The following is a 19,410-nucleotide window of genomic DNA, read 5'->3' as shown; positions in this document are numbered from 1 at the left end:
GGCGTAGAACGTCAGAGCGACTGGATCAGGCCGAGGAAAGCGAGCGAATCGGCCGCGTCGAGAGCGGCGAGCCGGTCGGGATAGAGGTCGAGGACGGCGGCCATGCCCGTCGCGTTCAGGGCGCGGCGCACGATGGCGTGGGAACCGAGGGCGAACCGGAGTGTGACGCCTCTGGCCGCTGCTTGATCGACGGCGTCGTGCAGTGCTCGGATTCCGGTCGCGCTCAGGAACGTCACCTCGGCGAGATCGAGCACGATCGCTCGTTTTCCCCGGTTCCGGACGAGCGTCGCCGCGACCGCCGTCTCCACCACGACAAAGGTGTACGAGTCCAATTCACCGGTCAAGGCGATGACGGCCGGATCCCCGTGCGAGCACCAAGCCTGCACCGCCGCGCCGGGCACGAGGCCCGGTAACCACATTCTTTCCATGTGCACCCGACCTCTCTTGCTTCGCCGCGATGGAAAACCGGTGGTGACCCGACCGGTATGCCCGGAAACGCTAGAACCAGCGCGCGGAATTTCACAAGCGGTCGTGGTCCATCTCAGCCTCATGGGTGTGTTGCGTGGCCGGACCGGTGTGGGTTTCCTTTGTGGTACAAGGGTATGGGTGGCCGAAATGCGGCGTAACTCGATCGGACCACCAGTGTCGCGCTCAGGGAGCCGCAGCACCTACACGATGGTGGAACGGCGTGGAAAAGGCCAGGGCGCATCAGTACGTTTCCCGTGACACAGGACGAAAAACACACTTTCACCGCCGTCCTGTTCGATGCAATCGTCCTCAAGGAGAATCCATGCTGAAGAAGATCGGCTTCGTCGCGGCCGCCATGGCCGCCGGTGCCTTCCTCGGTGGTGGGGTCGCTCTCGCCGACACCCCCGCCGACCACTACGACTACGACGGCCACGACATCAGTGAGCAGGTCGGCCTGGTCAACCTGAACAACATCGACGCGCTGCACAACGTGAACGGCACGTTGGGCGTGTGTGGCAACGACGTGAACGTGCTCGGGGTCCAGGTCCCGATCCGTGATTCGCTGAACGGCATCGGTGTTCCGATCCTGTCGCCGGGTGCGCACGAGGCCAGTGGCGAGTCCCCCTACAACTGCGCCGCCGGTGGCATCACCGACGGTGGCACGCTGCAGGGCAACTAGAAACTCTCTTGCCGAGGTCGCCCGTGGTGTGTGCGGAAGTCGGCTGAGGCAAGGGATCCGGCGAGGCGCATCGAAGTCGTCAGACGTGTCCGGAACGCGGAGAAGAGATGCACACTCCGTTCCGCGCTCCGGACAGGCCGCGACGCGAAGCGACGCCGGCATGGATGGGGCCGGTTCATCCCGCCCAGGAGCTGGCCGGCCCCATCCAATGTGAAACGCACGATAGCCGATATTCCCGGATGCGGCGAAGTGAAGTTCGCTGTCCGGGTTTCCTTCCCATCGGGTTCGTCCGGTGGGTTTTCCTAGGAGTTTTTCTGTGATCAAGCAGCTTGGGTTCGTCGCTACCGCTTTGGCCGCCGGGATGGCGTTCGCGGGTGGGTCGGCGTCGGCGGAAGGTATCACTGTCGCGGGTCACCCGGTGGACCACAATGGTCAGGTCGGGCTCGCGAACGTGCAGAATCTGGACGCGGTCCACAATCTGAACGTGGTCGGTGGTGTGTGTGACAACAACGTGAACGTGCTCGGGGTTCAGGTTCCGGTGCGTGATGTGGCCGAGGGTATCGCTGTGCCTGTGTTGTCCCCGGGGGAGACCGAGGCCGAAGGAGCCACTCCGGACAACTGTGCCGGTGGCGGCATCGTAGACGGCGGGACCGTCCAGGAGAACTGAGCGATCTCGCTACCAGCCGCCGCGCGGAGCCCCACCGCGCGGCGGCTTTTCTCGTGCGACGAAACCGAAAAGCAGTGTGGGTGAGGCCAGGCTCCCGGCACGGTCCGGGCCGCCTGGCCTCACCGTTTTCGCCGCCCCGAACAGCGACTGATCAGAAGCTTGCCCGCAGGTCGCCGACGTCGCGACCCGAGTCATCCGATCCGGGACGGCGTCGTTCCCCGAGTTGCGATCGCGTCAACCGCACCGTTTCCGGCCGGGGCAACCGCGGAGGAACTTGACGACGGGGCCTCGTGGGAGGACTTCGTGCAGGCCCGGCGCCCCGTCCGGCCATTCGATGGACAGCGCGATGGACGAGGAATTGTTGCCGTAGTCGGTTTCCGCCAGCGTCCGGTCGTCGTTCACGGTGTTCACGAGGTCGTACGTCCCCGACGGGACGTCGGTGATGTCGAGCCATTGGAAGTCGACGTCGTACTTGTAGTCGTCACCGGAACCGACGGAGATCCCTTCGACCACGTCCAGCGCGGCCGGTTCGTGATGGCGGCATTTGTTCGCGCGCAGCCGCCGGGCGAGTTCCGCGTCCGGCCCGGACTCACCAGGAACCCGCGCGAGCCGGTCCGCGTCCGCGACGCGGAAGCGATCGCCGAGACAGAAGCCGTTCTTGCGATCGGTGACCACGGTTTTTCCTTGCTGCGAGACGAGTGCGAAATGCTCGAAGTTCATCAAGTGCCAATGCTGGTGATCCGTGGCGGGTTCGTAATAGGTGAAGGTGCGAGTCGAGCGCTGTGCCGCCTCGTAATCGGCCGGTATCGCACCGTCCGCGGCGTTGCGCAGGGCTTGCCGGACGGACATGCGGCTCTGCGTCGTGTCACCGCGTCGGCCGTAGAGCAGCAAGGGGCCGTCGCCGATGTTCTCCTCCGAGCTGGTGAACCGCAGCCTGACGGCTTTCGCGGCGGCAGGGAGGACGCAACGGCCGTTCGGCGCAGCCGGGTCGAGCACCATGCACACGTCCCAGTCGACGCATTTCGAGACGTCGCCGGAGAAACCCCCGGCGCATCCAGGCAGGGCCTGGCGGAGATCCGGCAAGAGGAGGCGTGGTGACGCATCGGAGGAGGGAACGGAGGTCGTGACGGCCGTCAAGAGCATCACCGCGGCCAGGGTCACGTATTTCTTGAGCAAGGGCGGGACCTGTTTCTGTGCTGAAATCTTCAACGAGGTAACCCTATTCGAGTAGTCCCTTTTCTGGTGGAACACGCAACCGGATCACACCATGGATTGATCTTGTCACCATTGCCGTGGGTCCGGTGAGTAGCGTGCGTGCAAACCCGCCGTGAAAGGACGTACGAATGTCGCTTGCCGCCGGCCTCCGAGCCCCCTCGGCGGACCACAGGGGTACGACGCGAGCCGAAACGGCCGGAGGTGTCGTACTGGTCTGCGGAACACGGCCGGAACTCATCAAGCTTTCGCCGCTGATGAGCCATTTCGGGGACGACTGCACGATCGTCTACACAGGACAGCACTACGACGATTCGCTGTACTCGCGTATCCGGGCGGATCTGCCGCCGTCGGCGCGATTCCGGGAACTGGGCGTGACGGCCGCCGGTCGCGGTGCGCAGCTCGGGAAGGCGATCAGCGCGCTCGACGAGGTCCTGGCCGCGTATCCGCATCCGGTGGTGCTGGTGCAGGGCGACACGACATCCGCGCTCGCCGGCGCGCTGGCGGCCAACGCGCGCGAACTCCCGTTGGTGCACATCGAAGCCGGGCTTCGGAGCCATGACCGCGCGATGCCCGAGGAACACAACCGGATCCTGATCGATCACGTCGCCGATCTCTGCTGTGCTCCGACCGACCTCAACCGGCTGAACCTGTTGGCCGAGAACATCCCGTCCGAACGCGTCGCCGTCACGGGCAACACCGTCGTGGAGGCGCTGCGCACGGCGCTCCCGTCCGCGGAGGACCGCGCGACCGTCTTGTCCGCCCGCGGACTCCGCCGGGACGAATACGCCCTCGCCACCATCCACCGGCCGGAGAACGTCGACGATCCCGTGCGACTGGCGGAGATCCTGCGTGAGCTCTGCGGGCTGCCACTTCCGGTCGTGTTCCCCTTGCATCCACGGACGGGCAAGAGTGTCGAGCGGTTCGGCCTGACCAGGCTCTTGGAACCACTTCTGGTCATCGAGCCCCAGGCGTATCCGGCGTTCCTCGCGCTGGCTGCCGAAGCCGCGGTGGTGATCTCGGATTCCGGTGGTATCCAAGAAGAAGTGAGTGTGCTGAAACGACCGGTGGTCGTCGTGCGACGCAGCACCGAGCGTCCCGAAATCTCCGGTCTGTTCGGCGTCCTGGTTCCGGCCGGACCTCTGATCGGCATCGAGACCGCGGTGTGGCTGAACGACGTCGCGGGGCACCGCGAACGTCTCAGCCTGCTCCCCTCGCCGTACGGGGACGGGTCGGCCTGCCGCCGGATCGCGGACGCGATCGAGGCGAAGTTCCCGTGGGTATGCGGTCGAGAACCCGGTCTGTCACGTCGTTGACGAGTTTGACGCTCGAGTTCCAGCTCGTCACGTCCGGGTAGACGTGCGCGGTGGTGGCCAGCCGTAGCGTTGTGCCGTCCACAGTGGTGGGTGGCCGCCGGGCGAGATAGCCCAGTGGATACACCGGTTCGACGAACGGTGCCTTGAACACCCGTACTTCCTCGACGTCTTCGGGTGTGAGCTCGGGGAAGAGGTTCCTGAGCTGGGCCGTCCAGCGAGCGGCGATGTCCTCGACGTCACGAGCGTAGAGCCGCGACCCGCGATCGGTGTAGCGCATGACGTAGACGAGGTGCGCGCCTCCGTAGGCCTCAGGACCGGTGAGGGCGGACATCTCGACCACACCGTCGAATCCGGTGTCCGAGCGCAGGACCGGTGTCCAGTAGTGCCCTGTCAACGGGCGGCGCAGGAAGAACGCGCCGGTGACCACTCCCTGGTAGGAGAGTTCGGTCCGCGGTAGGAGGGACGCGAGTTCCTCGTCGGCGATCCGTCGAAGCATCGGCAAGGGCACCGTCGAGATCACTTGTCCGGCATCGAGCACCTCGCCGTCGGAAAGGGTGAGGGAACTGCCGTCCGGTGTGCTGCGCAACCGGCGCACCGGCGCCGACGTGCGGACGGTCCCGCCCGCGTCCTCGATGGACGCGCGCAACGCGTCGATGATCGCCTTGTAGCCGCCGACGGGATATCCCCGCGTCGCGACATTCCGTTCGCGTCCCAGCCTTTGCCACAGGTAGAGCGCGGGAACGTCACCGAAGGACGAGCCGAACTTCGAGCCGAACATCGGAGCGAAGAGCTCTTCCCACACGCGACGGCCGTAGAGCCCGCGCAGCCAGTCCTCGGTGCGGAGCGTGTCGAGGTCGCGTCCTCGGCCCAGTCTCCGCAACAACAGTGAAACCGCGCCGAAACGAACCCGCTCGTGGAACCGCAGCGGCGTGAACCGCAGCAGATCGAGAGCCGAGTTGAAGCGGTGCCGCCGTCCGTCGACGACCATGCCCATCGTCGTCTTCCGCCACCGTACCGAGTCTTCCAGGCCGAGTTCCGCCAGCAGCCGCAGGAGATCGGAGTCGGTCGGCATGACGCAGTGGTAGAACCGCTCCACCCACCGGTCCCGATACGGGAAGAAGGTTCCGAGGCCGCCGAGTTGGTCGCCGGCCTCCAACAGCGTCACCTGGACACCGTGGCGAGCGAGCCGATGGGCCGCGGCCAGGCCGCCGATACCGCCGCCGATCACCGCGACTTGTGAGGAAGTGGTCGTCACCGGGTTCACAGCTTCCGGAAGGGCGCCGGGCTGAGCCGATCGCGAGCGAGCAGTTTCACGTACTGCAGGATGGTCCGCCGGAGCTTCAGCTTGCTCGGACCCTGTTTGCGGTCGTAGTGCAGAGCCAAGGGGATCTCCGTGATCACCGGGTGGCAGTGGCGGAGTTTGAGCAGTAGCTCGACCATGCAGGCGAAGCCCTGTTCTTCGATGAGCCGCTCGCCCCAGTGGCCCGACGCCCTCGTCAGCAGGGTCGCGCGGTAGGCGCGGTAGCCACTGGTGAAATCACGGACGCCGTCGACGGCGAGCGCGTGCCGGAAGAGCCGCGCCGCCCCGCGCGAGAGCAGGCGCCTGAAGACAGGAGCGGTCCGATCGTCGCCGCCCGGGACGAACCGCGAGCAGATGGCGACGTCCGAACCGGTGGCGATTTCCGCCTGCAGCAAGCTGATCAGACCGGGGTCGTGGGTGTCGTCGGCGTCCATGACCACGACGATGTCGTCGGGACCGGACTCCTTCAGGGCCGCGCGGAGTCCGGACAGTACGGCACGGCCCAAGCCGAGGTTGACCGGATGCCGGACGACGCGCACCTCGAGTCCGCCGAAACCGGACTCCGCGACGGCGGCGGACCGGTCGGACGAACCGTCGTCGACGACCCAGACGGTGATCTGTTCGGTGAGCGCCACGTCGGCGATCCGCCGGAGCAGGGCGGGCAGTGCTGCTTCTTCGTTGAACGCGGGGAGGACGACGTGTGCGCGTCCACCCGTCTTCGCGTTCCGTTCCGGTTCCGTTCTGGTGGCCAGAACGGTCTTCTCCACTGACACGGGTCCCCTTCGGCGCTTCGATATGGTCCGCGGCCGCACACCTCAATTCGGCCGCCTGCTCATATTCGGCTATGTTGAGCCCTTTCTTTAGGGCCGTCCAAGGTCCCCCGAAAGGAGGGTCGAGTGTGCGACTACTCGGCGTTCACCCGTGTGGTTCGAAGGGGTTCACCGTGTTCCCCGATCGTGCCTTCGCCTTGGTACGCAAGGTAAGGACTCGGCGGTGGAAGCGAAACTGCCCCGAATGGATGAGCTTTGCCGGAGGTGGGAAATGACCGTAGCGGAAAAACCCGTGAGACGTGGGAGGTGCGGCATGCGGCATTTTCGACCATTCTCCGGAGTCGCGCGAAAGGGTCGACGCCGGTGACCGAATTGAGGAGCCCCGCCCCGGCCGGGCCACTGCCGGGTCAGCGGCGTCGAAGGACCGCCGCCACGACACGGAAGCGGCCGTTGCTGGCCCGGGTCAACGCCGTCGTGTTCTTGTTGCTGACGGTCGATTTCGCGTCCTGGCTGGCGGCGATCGCGGTCACCGGCGCGGAACTGCCGGAAGCGGCCGTGGCGGGGGTCGCGCTCGCGGGCGCCCGGCTCGCCGGGCGGGTGCACCGACGTCGCCTGTGGCTTTCCTGGCTCCAGGATCTGCCGCGGTCGGTGGCGACCTCGGGGGTCGCGTTCGTGCTGGTGGACTGCGTGACACTGGTGACGGACCCCGGCGGATACGGAATGTCCGCCGCGCAAGAACTCGTGCTGGTGTTCGTCGTGCTCAGCGAAAGCGTCCGGCCTGGGGTCTTCGCCGTCGGCCGGTGGGGGCGCAGACGGCTCCGGCGGTGCGACCGCGCCATCGTGGTGGGAGCGGGGGAAAGCGCGGGCGAGTTGATCCGGACCATGATGCGGCACCCCGAATTCGGCCTGCTGCCGGTCGGTTTCGTGCCTTCGGGCTCGGAGCCGTGGAACGGGGAACTCCCGGTGGAGGTGGTCCACGACGGTCTGGCCGAAGCCATCACCCGGCACGGGGCGGGCACGGTCGTGTTCGCGCACTCCGGCGACAGCGACAGCGCGGTCGCCGCCGCGGTCGTCACGGCACACCGGTTCGGTTGCGTCACCCTGGTCCTGCCTCGGTTGTCCGCGCTCTGCCCGGACAAGCCGGGGACCGATCGGTTACGCGGTCATCCTTTGGTGTGGTTGGCGGGCGTGCCGACCCGTCGGCCCGGTTGGCGGGTCAAGCGTGTGCTCGAAGGGGTGCTGGCCGCCGCCGCGCTCGGTGTCCTGGCGCCGGTCATCGCGGTGTGCGCGCTCGCCGTCGTGCTGGAGAGCGGATTTCCGGTGATCTTCCGGCAGGTGCGGGTCGGCGTCGACGGCCGGACCTTCTTGCTCTATAAGATCCGCAGCGTGCGACAGGACACTGTGGACGATTCGCGGACACGCTGGTCGGTGGCCGGGGATCGCCGGGTCGGCCCGGTCGGGCGGTTTCTGCGAAAGACCTCTTTGGACGAACTGCCACAGCTGTGGAACGTCGTACGCGGGGACATGGCGCTCGTCGGCCCGCGTCCGGAGCGTCCGGTGTTCGTCGAAGAGTTCTCCGCCGTCCACGACCTGTATTGGGCCCGGCACCGGGTTCCCACCGGGTTGACCGGTCTCGCGCAGGTGCACGGTCTCCGCGGGGACACGTCCATCGCGGAGAGGGCGCGCTACGACAACTACTACATCGCCAACTGGTCGCTCTGGCTGGATTTGAAGATCATCATCCTCACGGTGGGAGAACTGTGGTGCCGAAGGCAGCGCTGAGGCGCGATCACCCGAGGGCGACCAGGCTGTGCGCCGCACTCGTCCTGGCCGTGGGATGCGTGGCCGGGTGCACTTGGAGTTCCGCCGAAGAGGTGGCGGCGCCGCCACCGAAACCGTCGGCACCGTGCGCGTGGTGGTACGGGATCGGGCAACCGCCGACGGCCGCCGAGCTCGAACTGGCCGCGCGGCGCTACGACGTGGTCGTGCTCAACGCCGACCAGGCACCGGCGATGCGGAAGCTCCGTGAGCTCAACCCGCGGATCAAAGTGCTGGTGTACAAGGACTTGTCCAGCACCCGCAATTACGCGGGCGCGGTGAACGGCGGCGAGGACGCCGAGTTCCTGCCCAGTGGCATCGGGTATGTCGCGGCGCAGCGGGCGCACCCCGAGTGGTTCGCGACCGACACCCGGGGAAGCCGCATCGAGTGGCAGGGATACCCGAGGCACTGGCAGATGACGGTGTGGGACCAGGCCTACCAGCAGGCCTGGAAGACCGCCGTGGTGGCGGAGGTGACCAGGGAGGGTTGGGACGGGATCCTCGCCGACAACGACTTCAATTCGTTGAGTCACTACTCGGCGGCGATCCTCACCGGCACCGCGACAGCGGCCGAAACCGACCGGAAACTGCGGGATGGCCTCGAAGCCTTCCTGTCTCTGGTGGGTGAAGCGTTCCAGAAGGCGGGCAAGTTGTTCGTGCCGAACGTGTCGGAAACCCATCTGCTGCCGGGGAGATGGACGGCGCACTCCCGGTTCGGCGGTGCCATGGAAGAGAATTTCGGGTTCCGCGAGAACGGCGGGGCAGGTGGTCTGCTCACTTTCCGCGGCAACGAGTTCCAGGAGTTGCGGGCCCAAGCCGCGCTCGGTGAGTCGCTGTTGCTGCTGGTCACGCGGACGAGGTCCGCCCAGCAAGACCGGGCGGGTTATGCCAGCGCGGCACTGCTGGCCGGTCCGCGGACGTGCTGGACCCCGGCCACGACGGACGACTACCGCGATCCGGAGTGGTCCCCTCTGCAGAGCAGCGGTCTCGGGGAGGCGGTGGACGCCGCGGGCCGTCAGCCGAACGGGGTCTGGACCCGGACGTTCACCAGCGGCTGGGTCGCGGTGAACCCGACTTCGGCGACGCAGACCGTGACGCCTCCCGAAGGCCTTGTGCCGGTGGGTGGCCCGCCCGCCCGTCCCAAGACTTCTTCACCCGCCCCGGCTACCTCATCGCCGCCACCGCCCGCCACCCTCGAGTTGGCCGCGGCCGACGCGGTGGTGATGGTCAAACCGAAGTAGCGACTCGTAGAGGTCGATATGCCGCTGTGCGCACACTTCCGGCGTGAACCGCCGCCGGGCACGCGCGGCGAGCAGGACGCCGGTCCGGCCCGGATCCGGATCGGCGAACAGCGTGCGCAAGCGGGCGGCGAGGGCGCGGACGTCGCCCGGCGGCACCAGGTGACCCGGGCCGAGCATGTCGGCGACACCACCGGTATCGGTGGCGATGACCGGCTTTCCGGCGGCCATCGCCTCCGCCACGACCAGGGGCTGCTGTTCCATGGCGGACGGCAGCACCAGGGCGTCCGCGTTCGCGATCAGCGCGGGGACGTCCGGCCGGAAACCCAGGAAGGTCACGCGCCCGCGTAAGGGAGGCGCCTGAGCGGCCCGTTCGGCTTCGGCCCGCTGCGGTCCGTCGCCCACCACGGTCAGCCGGGCATCGCGGGGAAAGACACCGAGGGCGCCGAGCGCGGCGAGCAGGTCGAGGATTCCTTTGCGCTCCACCAGAAGCCCTACGAAGATCAAGTGGCGGACCGGTCCTGCCGGTGGGCTCGGCCGCACCGAGCCGACGCAGTTGTCGATCCGCGTCAGCCGTCCCGCGGGCACGCGTAGCCGTCGGCGCAGGAACCGGCCCATCGCTTCGGCGGGCACGATCGTGTGGTCCAGCATCCGGGCGACCACGGCATCCCCCGTCAGGACCGCCCGCGTGTAGGCGGACGGCCCGCCGGAACCCGGCGCGTCACGAAACCACGGCTCGGTCACGTCGTCCGGGACACCGTGGTAGGTCTGGACGAGGGCGGGCCGCACGCCACGGCCGAAGCGCGAGCCCGCGAGGACGAGCCCGGACCGTCGGTCCTGGGCGTGCACGACGTCCGGTCGCCAGGCCCGGATCGCCGCCCGGGCACGACCGGCAGCGGAAAGGTCCTGTTTCCCCGCCACGAGAAGATGTTCGTGACAGCCTTTGAGCAGCTCGGCTCCTCGCGCCGGGAGGGGACCGAACACGCGAACGTCGACACCCTCGTCGAGCAGTGTCGCGGCGAGGCGCACGGTGACGTCCACCGGGCCGCCCCGGTCCTGAGTGAGCAGATAGGCGATGCGTTTCACCGAGTTCCCTCCGTGAGGGTGAGTTTGTCGACCAGGACGGCCAGTTGGTCGGTCATCCGGCGCCGGTCGAAGGACAGTTCGGCGCGGCGGCGTCCCCGTCGGCCTTCGCCGCGGGCCAGAAACGGGTCGGCGAGCCGGTTCGCCACCGCGTCGGCGAGCAGGCCGAGATCACCCGGCGGCAGTACGGCTCCCGCGTCGGCGATGCTTTGCCGCATCCCGCCGACGTCGAACGCGACCACCGACCGGGCGCACGCCATGGCTTCCAGGGGTACGAGCGCCATGCCTTCGGCCCGTGACGGGAGCACCACGACGTCCGCCGCGGTGTAGAACGCCGCGGAGTCGTCGGTGTGACCCGGCCAGCGCACCGAAGAATGCGCCGCGACCGGATGACGTTCGCGCCACACGTCGCCCATCGGGCCGTCGCCGGCGAGGACGAGCATCGCGTCGGGCAGGCGCCGCAGGACCTCCGGCCACGCGGACAAGAGCTGGTCCTGGCCTTTGAGTTCCGCCAGCCTGCCGAGGCAGACGGCGATCGGCGCCTGTTCGGGCAAGCCGAGCGCCCGGCGCGCCGCCGCCCGGTCTCCCGGGGCGAATTTCGCCGTGTCGACGCCGTTGCAGACGACCTCGGCGTCGGCGGTGATGCCCGCGTCCTGACCGGCGGCGAGTTCGTCGTCGCTCACGCAGACGACGAGGTCGGTCCACCGGGACGCGAACCGCTCCCACGCGGCGGACGCCCGCCGCAGCGGACCGCGCGCGGTCTCGAAGGACCACAGGTGCGGCTGGAACACCGTCGGACGGCTGCCGCGCAGGGCGATACGGCCGGCCAGACCCGCCTTCGAGCTGTGCAGATGCACGACGTCCGGTCGCAGCTTCGCCAGGATCCGGTGCAACCGCACCGTTTCCACGACCATCTCGAGGCCGGGGGAGCGTGTCGCTCGCCAGCCGCGCACCTCGATCCCGGCGCGGCGGGCGCTCGCGGCCAGCCAGCCGGTCGGCGGGCACACCACGGTCACCGACCAGCCCCGCTCCCGCTGTGCCACCGCGAGTTCCAGGACGACCACGGCGACTCCCGCCGACACCGGCTGGGAAACGTGCACGATCTTCACCGCAGCACACCTCGCCGCATTTCGGCCAGTTCGCCGCGGTGCAGGACGAGCGTCGCCCCGGCGTATCCGGCGACGAGGACCACGCCTTCGCACAGAGCGCCCGGCAGCGAGTCCGAAGGACCGAACAATCCGGCCTGGGCGAGCAGAACGCTGGGTACCGCACCGACGGCGCACGCCCCCAGCACCCGCGTGATGATCCCGGCCAGTTCCCGGGCCGGAGTCGCCACGCCCAGCCCCGCCAGCACGCGCCACGCGAGTGGCACCATCAGCCAGGCCGCCCCGAACTGGACGGCGGCGACGGCCGTGATCCCGAGCCGGGCCGACGACACCAGTCCCGCCGCGAACAGCAGCAGATGGACGCATTCCAGGACCAGATACCGCCGCGCGTGCCCGGTCGCCTTCACCGCCTGGTACCAGATCTGCAGCAGACAGATCCCCAGGCCGTATCCCGCCAGCAGCGTCAGCGGACCCGCCGCGTCGGCCCAGCGCGCGCCCAGCAGGACGACGCGGTCGGCCAGGACGGCGAGCGCGAGATACAGGCCGCCGGTGAGTACGAGGACAGCCCGGGTGAAGCGCGTGAGAGCCGCTGCCAGCGTGCCGTTTTCACGGTGCAAGCGCGTGAACACCGGAAAGGCCACCGCGCCCAGTACGACCGCCACCATGATGTACGGCACCCAGGCCAGCCGGTACGCCAGCGAGTAGACGCCGACCGCTTCCGGCCCGAGCAGCTGCCCGACCACCAGATAGTCCAGGTTGACCAGCAGCGCTCCCACGACCGCGGCCGGGCCCACGACCACGGCCCAGCGCAGTGCTTCGCCCGCGGCCGCGGTGTCCCAGTACGGCCGCACGCCGCCGCCCGCCAGGGCACCGAGCAGCGGCTGGGCGACCGCGGTGCTGACGAGGCCGATCACCAGGGAGGCGGGTCCGACACCGCCGACGGCGAGCACGACCGTCACCGCCGCGCCCAGGATCGCGCCGCCACCGTCGGGCAGCAGACGGCGGCGGAAGTCCAGCTTCCGGTGCATCAACCCCATCTGCACTCCGCCCGCGGCCGAGAACGGCAGGCCGAAAGCGGCCAGGCGGACCAGTCCGGCGGCGTCGGGAGCGCCGAACGACGCGGTGATCGGTCCCGCCGCGGCGGCGAGGGCGACCGCCAGGACCAGCCCGGCGCCCACGCTCAGCGTCAGGACGGTGCCCGCCATCCGGCGCGGATCCCGTCCGGTGCGGCCGATCACGTCGTAGACACCCACCGACTGCACCACCTGGCCGACGTTGACCAGCGACACCGCGAGCGCCACCACGCCGAGCTGTCCTTCGGTCAGCAACGCCGCCAGTACCAAGGTGACCAGCATCTGACTGCTCTTGCTCACCAGGTTCACCGCGCCGAGCCACAGCGAACCCCGTACCGCCCGCGTGCCGAGGTCGCCGGTCATCCGACGGGCACCCTGGCCGGCCGGACGGCGGCGAAGACGAGCAGACACCATGCGGCGACGACGGCGACACCGTCGATCGTGACGGCCGCCCGCTCGCCGAACACCGAGACGATCGTCGAGTCCACTGTGTACAGATGCGCGAAAGGCACGGCCAGCGCCAGAAGCGCGAAGCAAGGAGCGCTCCCTCCCGGCTCGGGACGGTCGCGCCACCACAGGGCGGCCACCGCGGCCATCGAGGGCACGGCGATCAGCACGTCACCGGGCTGATGCACCAAGCAGACGACCACGGCGAGACAGGTGAGCAGATCCGCGACCGGTGCCGACCCCGCCCGGTCCAGCCGCCGCACGAGCAGGACGCTCGTCACGAGCACACCGGCCAGGACGATCGGCTCGATACCGGACGGAACCCCGCCGGTGACCCGGAACAGGACGGCCGCGACGTCGATCCGTTGCGCCGTCAGGGAATCGACGGCACCGTAGGCGGTGCCACGGGCATGGGTGAGATTCGCGACGACGACGTCGAGGAAACCGCCGATCCCGCCGCTCCGGCTCACCAGCGACACCACGACAGGCAAGCTCGCGGCGGCCGCCACGGCGGTTCCGGCCACCGCCACCCGCCGCGACCCCCTGGCGTACAACAGGATCGCCAGCGGAAAGCCGTACTGCGGTTTGAGCCACGCCAGAGCGAGGGCCACCGCGGCCCAGCCCGGCCGGTCACGCCGGGCGAGCAGTGCCCCCGCCGCGCCGAGCGCGATCAGGGGGTTGACCTGGCCGACGTAGAGCTGCGCCTTGCCGACCTGACTGGTCATCAGCAGCGCCGCGATCACGACGGTGGTGACCACGACGGGAACAGGGAGCAGCCGCCGGACCGAGTGGGCGGCCATCGCCGCGAGCGCGACCAGCAGCAGCGCGCCGAACACCGTGAAGGCCACCGCGCCCACCCGGTAGCCGGGGAGTGCGAACGGAAGGTGCACCAGCAGGTGGTACGGCTGGTAGAGATTGAAGTCCTGCCGCACCGGCCAGTGTGCGAACATCGAGGCCGGGTCGTACGGATTGCCGCCCGCGAGGAACTCCCGGATCGGGAAGTACAGCGCGTCGCGGAAATCCTGCAGCCGTTCCTCGGCCGGGTTCGCCTCGCCGGGCAGCGGCACTCGCCAGGACGGCGCGAGGGCGTGCCAGGCACTCAGCAGACCGACGGCGGCCCCGACGAGCACGACGACGCGCTGTCTCGCGCTCACGCCAGCACCACCGCCACGAGAACGGCGCCGGACGGCAGCACGGCGGCGGCGGCGATCAACTCGTCGTAACGCCGCCCTGTCACCGCCACCACCGCGGTTCCGGTTCCGTCGCCCGCCGGAAGAGCGGCCGCCAGCTTGGCCGCCACTTCGCCGCAGTCCGGTGCGACCGGTACCACGCGCAGTGGCGAACCGGCCGCGATCCCGAGCACGGTCAACCGGTCGGCCGTCTCGGGGTCGTCGCCACGCAGGACCGTCACCGGACGGTGGATCCCCGCCGCGGCCAGCGACCGGCGCACCGAACCCGCCTCACCCCGGAGTTTTCCCGGTGTCAGCCGCCGGATCGCCGCCGTCGCCAGTCCGGCCGCCACCGCGGCGACCAAGGACAGTCCCGCCACCAAAGGGACGTCCGGGGTGATAGCGGCGACGTCGGGCCGGGAATCCAGCAGCCGCAGCCTGCCCGCCGGGGCCAGCAGGTTCGCGTCGATCATCGCCTCGCCCAGTGCCGACGCCGTCGCCCCGGCCCGCTCCGCCGAAGGAGCCCGTACGGACAGTCGCGCCAGCCCGGAGGCCGGCACCAGTTCCACCGACACCTGACGCCCGAGTTCTTCGGGTGAGAAGCCGGAACCGGGGGCGGCCGCCCGCAAGACCGACGGGCTGCGGGCGAGTTCGACCAATGCGGGCAAGGCCAACGAGACGACTTCGCCGTACTGTGCGGCCGAACCCGCCACCTGTTCGGCGGGTTCGGCCAGCAGGCTCACGCGGCCCTGGTACTGCTCGCCGCGGGTCAGGCCCACGGTCAGGACGAGCAGGCCGATCACGAGCGCCGCGGCACCACCGAGGATGACGGTCCGCGCCAGTGGGTTCTTCACCGGTCACCTCCGATCGTGGTCCGGATCAGTTCGTCGTAGGTCTTCATCAAGGTGTGCGGGTCGTAATCACGGTGGATGGTGCGCAGGCCGACGACGGTGGCGAAGTCCCGGGCGGAGCGGTCGTACATCAGGGATTCCAGCGCGTTCGCGATGGCGGCCGGTTCGCCCGGCGGCACCACCAGCCCGGCCCCGCCCGAAAGCACGTCACGGACACCGCCGACGTCGGTCGCGACGACCGGGCGTCCGGCAGCCATCGCTTCGAGCACGGCCAACGGGAGACCTTCCCAATCGCTGCTCAGCACCAGCACGTCGGCCGCCGCGAGCAGATCGGGCACGTCCGTGCGGGTACCGAGGAACCGGACCCGCCCGCCCGACGACTCGCCGCGCGCTTCGAGGTCGGCGCGGAGGCTGCCGTCACCGGCGAGCCACAGCACCGCTTCGCCGTCGAGCCGGGCCCACGCGTCCAGCAGGACGTCGTGGCGTTTCTGCGGCTCCAGCCGGGCGAGGCAGAGCGCGACCGGTGTCCCGTCCGTGATCCCGAGCGACGCCCGCACCTCCGCGCGACCGAACACCGGGCGGTGCGCGAACACGGCGTTGCGGATCACGATGGGATCGCTCGTACCGGCTTCCACCAGCCTGTCGGCCGTGGCGGTGGAGACGGCGATGACACGGTCCGAGGTGCGCCGCACGATCCGCGCGGCCGTCGGGAAGTCTCGGTCGGCGACACCGTGGAAGACGGTCAGCAACGGCGGCCGTCGTCCGGGCACCAGTGCGAGCCGGGCGATCAGGCTCGCCCCGACGTTGTGGGCCAGCACGGCGTCCGGGCGGAAGCGGGCGATCGCCCGGCGCACCGCCCACGCGGCCCGCAGCGCGCCCGTCCTGCTGCGGAAGGCGAGAGGGACGGGGAAAACCGGCACCCCGTCCGCGGCAAGGGCGTCGGCGCGGAAGCCGCCTCCGCTGGCGACGGCGGACGTCCAGCCGTACTCCTCGCCGCGGCCGACCATGCCCGCCACGAGGGTCTCGGCCCCGCCTGCGCCCATCTCACTGATCACGTGCAGCACACGAATCGGCACTAATCTTCTCCACGATCTTCTCGGCGAGCCCGGATTTCGGCCGCGACGGCGAGCGCGGCCAACGACCACAACGGCAGGTAGTACTGCTCGGACAGGAACGTCGAGGCGACCAGCACGGCCAGCAGCGACGCCTGGATCGCGACGGCCTCGATCCGGCGAGGTCCCGGTGAAACCACCCATCGGATCGCCCGTTCACTCGCGACTCCGGCGATGCCGATCATCGTGGCGAACAGGGCGAACCCCGGCAGGCCCAGTTCCGCGGCCACCTCGAGGTACATGTTGTGCGCCACCGGTGTCTGCTCGTCGACCTCGGCGTTGTGGGATTGGGCGGCGTACGCCTCCCGAAACCCGCCGGGACCCACGCCCGAGAACGGCTGTTCGGCGACCATCCGGGCCGCGGCCTGCCAGCGCAGCTCCCGGGTGTCCACATTGGACGCGGCGATGAAGCTCTTCTCCTGCACGGCCCGCTCGATCTGCGGTCCGGCGAACTGCAGGGTTCCGAATCCCAGTAACGCGACCACGGCGGCGGTGGCGGCGAGGACGCGCCACGGCAGTACGCGGCGCAGGGCCAGCCACCCGATCGCCGCCGTCAGCCCCAGCGCGCCGCCGCGGGAGAACGTCGCCAGCGCCCCCGCCACCAGTACGGTGCCGCCGAGAGCGGCGGCGACCCGCTGATGTAGCGCTTCGCCCGCCAACGCGAGCAGGGGAATCGCGGCGACGAGAAAGTAGGCGAGGTCGTTCGGATCCGCCTGCGGGCCACTGGCCCGTGCCTCCCCGCCGATGATCAGGCTGTACAGCGCGCCGATCCCGGCCGCGGTGGCTCCCGTGGCCATCGCCAGCAGGAGCCCCCGGACCGGGACCTCGCGAGAGGCGACGTCCGCGAGCACGGCGGTGATCACGAGGAACGGCAGCCAGCGCAAGGTGTACTCGGCGGTGAACGCGCCGGACGAATGGATCGCGGCGGTCGTCGCCACCGTCACGGCGAGAAGTGCCAGCACCGCGTGCAGCGGGGTCGGCCGGGGGAGTCGCCGCCGCCGGACACGGACCACCAGCCAGACAGCGACCAGCAGCGCGGGCGCGACCTTGCCGAGGTGGGCGTTCGCCGCCGTCAGGTACCCCTCGACGGGCGCCAGTCCCACCGTGGCGTACGCGAGAACCCGCAGCGTCATCTCCAGGTCTCCATCCGCGTCACCGCGCGTTCCCGCCGTGACTCCGTCCGGCGGACGTACTCGCCGGTGCCGACGACGTCGAAGTGTTCGCGCAAAGCTCCCAGTACCCAGCCCAGCCAAGCGACCTTCCGGCTCCCCGGTGTGGCCATGCCCGGAAAGAACTCCATGCCGGGAGCTTCGGCGCCACCGAGGAGGTCGGTCGGGTGCAGGAGCAAGGAGGGCGCGACTCCGCGGGCGAGGCAAAGCCGAAGCGCCGTCTTGAAGTACACGCGCGCCAGCCGCGGCGAGATCTCGTGGAGGTGGAGGAGATAGGAACCGTGGATCGGGGTGCGGAGCAGCGGCATCGTCGTCACCGGCAGCTCCACGAGAGTGCCGCCTTCGATCGTCCGCCAGCGGTAGGTGTGCACGGGCGCCAGCACCCGCGAAAACCCGCCGAACAGTTCGCTTCGCCCGGAGTCGCGGGCGGCCGGGGGAGCGGTGCGGTTGTGATAGGCCCGGGCCAGCGGGCCGATCCAGGTCGGGAGCGTGCTGGCATCGTAGGAATAACCCCGATCCACCAGGACTTCGACGAGCTCGCGCGTGACACTGAAACCGGGGCCGCGAAAGCCGGCGGGAAGCGGTGCGCCCGCCAGGACGATCGCGTCTTCCGTCCGCCGCAGCTCTTCCTCGAGGCGATCACGCGAATACCGGTGGAGCCAGGGCTCGTGACCGAAGGAGTGGTTGCCGATCTCGTGGCCCGCCGCGGCGATCTCGTTGACCGCCTTGGCGCCGTCTTCACGGACGACGTCGGCTCCGACCGCGAACACCGTGGTCGTCAGCCGATGCTCACCGAGGAGCTCTACCAGCCGGGGTACGGCCGAGGGAAGAAAGCTGGGATACCGGCGCCAGGCGGGATCTCCGTGTGTCTTGAGATAGGCCCACAGATTGTCGAGATCGACCGACACGCTCGCCAACGGTCGCGCGGTCATGCGACCGCTTCGACCGAGGTGGCCGCCCGTGAACGGGAACCGAGCACCAGGACCCCGATCACGACGGCGGTGAGGCCGAACGCGACCCAGGGCCCGGTTCCCGCCGCGACCCGGTCACCGAGCACCGTGATGCCGGTGACCGAGGACAGCACGATCGTCGTGGCATCGGCCGTGGCCACCACCGCGGTGGCCAGGCCGCGTTGCAGGGCGAGCGCCATCGAAGCCTGGCCGAGCACGGCGGCGGCGAGCATCAGCCAGGTCAGCGGATTCCCCGGCAGCGAAGCGAAATCCAGATGGGCCAGCGTACGGCTCGTGATCGCCACGACGGCGAACGCGATTCCGGAAAGGATCGCGGGCAGCGGGAAAGTGGTGGTCCGGGGCAGCTGGGACATCGCGACGCCGACCCCGGCCACGACACCCGTCAGGATCAGTGCGGCGGCAGGCGAGAGATCCGCGGCGACCGATGGTTCCGAGGAACCGGCAAGGGCGATGAGGCCGATCGCCATCAGGACCAGCGTCAACGCTTCCGTGGTCCGCAACCGCCACCGCAGCACCACGACCCCGAACACGGTGGCCAAACCGATCGCCGACGACGACGCGGTTTGGACGAGGTACAGCGGCAGCGAGCCGCGAGCGAAGAAAGCGAGCGCGAAGCCGCCCACCTGACCGCCGAATCCCAGCAGGTACAAGGGATCGGAGGCGAGACGGGCGAGCAGGCCCAGCGCCGTTCCGCGCCGGTCCCCGGCCCGCCGGGCGGCGATGCTCTGAGCGACGATCCCCATCGCGTACAGCGCGGCGGAAGCGATGAGTATCCCGTAAGCGACCACGAACGGCTCCTCCGACCCATGACGCGGACCGGCCGGACCGCGGCCTCGTCACGCTGGTTTTCGGAAAGCGTAGAGGCGGAGCGGAAAAGTCACGTTCGAAGGAGCGATCGACAATTTCGTCACGCAGAGAAAGTTTCGTGGGTTTCTCGTTGGTTCAAAAGTGCGGGATCGGC

18 protein-coding genes are annotated in these 19,410 nt (G+C 69.4%); 5 read left to right on the top strand and 13 right to left on the bottom strand.

Annotated features, from left to right (window positions below):
* Positions 1 to 11: 11 nt before the first annotated feature.
* Positions 12 to 428: an STAS domain-containing protein gene (locus HDA45_RS07000; protein ID WP_246480644.1), complete on the bottom strand. Its 417-nt coding sequence runs from the start codon at positions 426 to 428 to the stop codon at positions 12 to 14.
* Between the two features lie 362 nt (positions 429 to 790).
* Here HDA45_RS07000 and HDA45_RS06995 point away from each other — a divergent pair, with 362 nt between their 5' ends.
* Positions 791 to 1,147 (top strand): hypothetical protein, encoded by a 357-nt coding sequence (locus HDA45_RS06995; RefSeq protein WP_184892978.1) that lies wholly within the window; start codon positions 791 to 793, stop codon positions 1,145 to 1,147.
* Between the two features lie 316 nt (positions 1,148 to 1,463).
* The gene (locus tag HDA45_RS06990) at positions 1,464 to 1,814 is read left to right on the top strand and encodes a hypothetical protein (protein ID WP_184892976.1); all 351 of its coding nucleotides are present in this window, start codon (positions 1,464 to 1,466) and stop codon (positions 1,812 to 1,814) included.
* 234 nt (positions 1,815 to 2,048) lie between these two features.
* Here HDA45_RS06990 and HDA45_RS06985 read toward each other — a convergent pair whose 3' ends face one another.
* Positions 2,049 to 3,023 carry a lysyl oxidase family protein gene (locus HDA45_RS06985; protein WP_246480643.1) on the bottom strand — a complete coding sequence of 325 codons (975 nt, stop codon included), beginning with the start codon at positions 3,021 to 3,023 and terminating at the stop codon, positions 2,049 to 2,051.
* 134 nt (positions 3,024 to 3,157) lie between these two features.
* Here HDA45_RS06985 and wecB point away from each other — a divergent pair, with 134 nt between their 5' ends.
* A complete protein-coding gene (gene wecB / locus HDA45_RS06980; RefSeq protein WP_184892974.1) occupies positions 3,158 to 4,342 on the top strand; it encodes a non-hydrolyzing UDP-N-acetylglucosamine 2-epimerase in 1,185 nt (394 codons plus the stop codon).
* Here wecB and HDA45_RS06975 read toward each other — a convergent pair.
* On the bottom strand, positions 4,227 to 5,597 hold the full coding sequence (locus HDA45_RS06975; protein WP_184892972.1) for an FAD-dependent oxidoreductase: 1,371 nt from the start codon (positions 5,595 to 5,597) through the stop codon (positions 4,227 to 4,229). The genes wecB and HDA45_RS06975 overlap by 116 nt on opposite strands.
* 5 nt (positions 5,598 to 5,602) lie before the next feature.
* Complete coding sequence (locus tag HDA45_RS06970) at positions 5,603 to 6,415, bottom strand: glycosyltransferase (protein ID WP_184892970.1); 813 nt, start codon at positions 6,413 to 6,415, stop codon at positions 5,603 to 5,605.
* Between the two features lie 360 nt (positions 6,416 to 6,775).
* Here HDA45_RS06970 and HDA45_RS06965 point away from each other — a divergent pair, with 360 nt between their 5' ends.
* Both HDA45_RS06965 and HDA45_RS06960 read left to right on the top strand, forming a co-directional pair.
* Positions 6,776 to 8,194, top strand: coding sequence for an exopolysaccharide biosynthesis polyprenyl glycosylphosphotransferase (locus tag HDA45_RS06965; protein WP_184892968.1), 1,419 nt, complete (start codon positions 6,776 to 6,778; stop codon positions 8,192 to 8,194).
* The gene (locus HDA45_RS06960; RefSeq protein WP_184892966.1) at positions 8,176 to 9,471 is read left to right on the top strand and encodes a putative glycoside hydrolase; all 1,296 of its coding nucleotides are present in this window, start codon (positions 8,176 to 8,178) and stop codon (positions 9,469 to 9,471) included. The genes HDA45_RS06965 and HDA45_RS06960 overlap by 19 nt, the downstream gene beginning before the upstream one ends.
* Here HDA45_RS06960 and HDA45_RS06955 read toward each other — a convergent pair.
* Genes HDA45_RS06955 through HDA45_RS06915 form a run of 9 tightly spaced genes read right to left on the bottom strand, consistent with a single transcriptional unit; the run spans position 9,400 to position 19,237 of the window.
* On the bottom strand, positions 9,400 to 10,554 hold the full coding sequence (locus HDA45_RS06955) for a glycosyltransferase (RefSeq protein ID WP_184892964.1): 1,155 nt from the start codon (positions 10,552 to 10,554) through the stop codon (positions 9,400 to 9,402). The genes HDA45_RS06960 and HDA45_RS06955 overlap by 72 nt on opposite strands.
* Positions 10,551 to 11,660 carry a glycosyltransferase gene (locus HDA45_RS06950; protein ID WP_184892962.1) on the bottom strand — a complete coding sequence of 370 codons (1,110 nt, stop codon included), beginning with the start codon at positions 11,658 to 11,660 and terminating at the stop codon, positions 10,551 to 10,553. The genes HDA45_RS06955 and HDA45_RS06950 overlap by 4 nt, the downstream gene beginning before the upstream one ends.
* On the bottom strand, positions 11,657 to 13,093 hold the full coding sequence (locus HDA45_RS06945; RefSeq protein WP_184892959.1) for an oligosaccharide flippase family protein: 1,437 nt from the start codon (positions 13,091 to 13,093) through the stop codon (positions 11,657 to 11,659). The genes HDA45_RS06950 and HDA45_RS06945 overlap by 4 nt, the downstream gene beginning before the upstream one ends.
* Positions 13,090 to 14,331, bottom strand: coding sequence for a glycosyltransferase 87 family protein (locus HDA45_RS06940; RefSeq protein ID WP_184892957.1), 1,242 nt, complete (start codon positions 14,329 to 14,331; stop codon positions 13,090 to 13,092). Before HDA45_RS06940 ends, HDA45_RS06945 begins: the two co-directional genes overlap by 4 nt.
* Positions 14,328 to 15,200, bottom strand: a complete 873-nt coding sequence (locus HDA45_RS06935) for a YveK family protein (protein ID WP_343072011.1) — start codon at positions 15,198 to 15,200, stop codon at positions 14,328 to 14,330. The genes HDA45_RS06940 and HDA45_RS06935 overlap by 4 nt, the downstream gene beginning before the upstream one ends.
* Complete coding sequence (locus HDA45_RS06930; RefSeq protein WP_343072010.1) at positions 15,197 to 16,273, bottom strand: glycosyltransferase; 1,077 nt, start codon at positions 16,271 to 16,273, stop codon at positions 15,197 to 15,199. The genes HDA45_RS06935 and HDA45_RS06930 overlap by 4 nt, the downstream gene beginning before the upstream one ends.
* Positions 16,273 to 17,442 (bottom strand): O-antigen ligase family protein, encoded by a 1,170-nt coding sequence (locus HDA45_RS06925; RefSeq protein WP_246480642.1) that lies wholly within the window; start codon positions 17,440 to 17,442, stop codon positions 16,273 to 16,275. The genes HDA45_RS06930 and HDA45_RS06925 overlap by 1 nt, the downstream gene beginning before the upstream one ends.
* Positions 17,439 to 18,410, bottom strand: a complete 972-nt coding sequence (locus tag HDA45_RS06920) for a polysaccharide deacetylase family protein (protein ID WP_184892955.1) — start codon at positions 18,408 to 18,410, stop codon at positions 17,439 to 17,441. The genes HDA45_RS06925 and HDA45_RS06920 overlap by 4 nt, the downstream gene beginning before the upstream one ends.
* Positions 18,407 to 19,237 carry a DMT family protein gene (locus HDA45_RS06915; protein ID WP_184892953.1) on the bottom strand — a complete coding sequence of 277 codons (831 nt, stop codon included), beginning with the start codon at positions 19,235 to 19,237 and terminating at the stop codon, positions 18,407 to 18,409. Before HDA45_RS06915 ends, HDA45_RS06920 begins: the two co-directional genes overlap by 4 nt.
* Positions 19,238 to 19,410: the final 173 nt, after the last annotated feature.

The organism is Amycolatopsis umgeniensis, from assembly GCF_014205155.1.
In the GTDB taxonomy this organism is placed as follows: domain Bacteria; phylum Actinomycetota; class Actinomycetes; order Mycobacteriales; family Pseudonocardiaceae; genus Amycolatopsis; species Amycolatopsis umgeniensis.
This window is presented reverse-complemented; position numbering and strand designations above follow the sequence as displayed.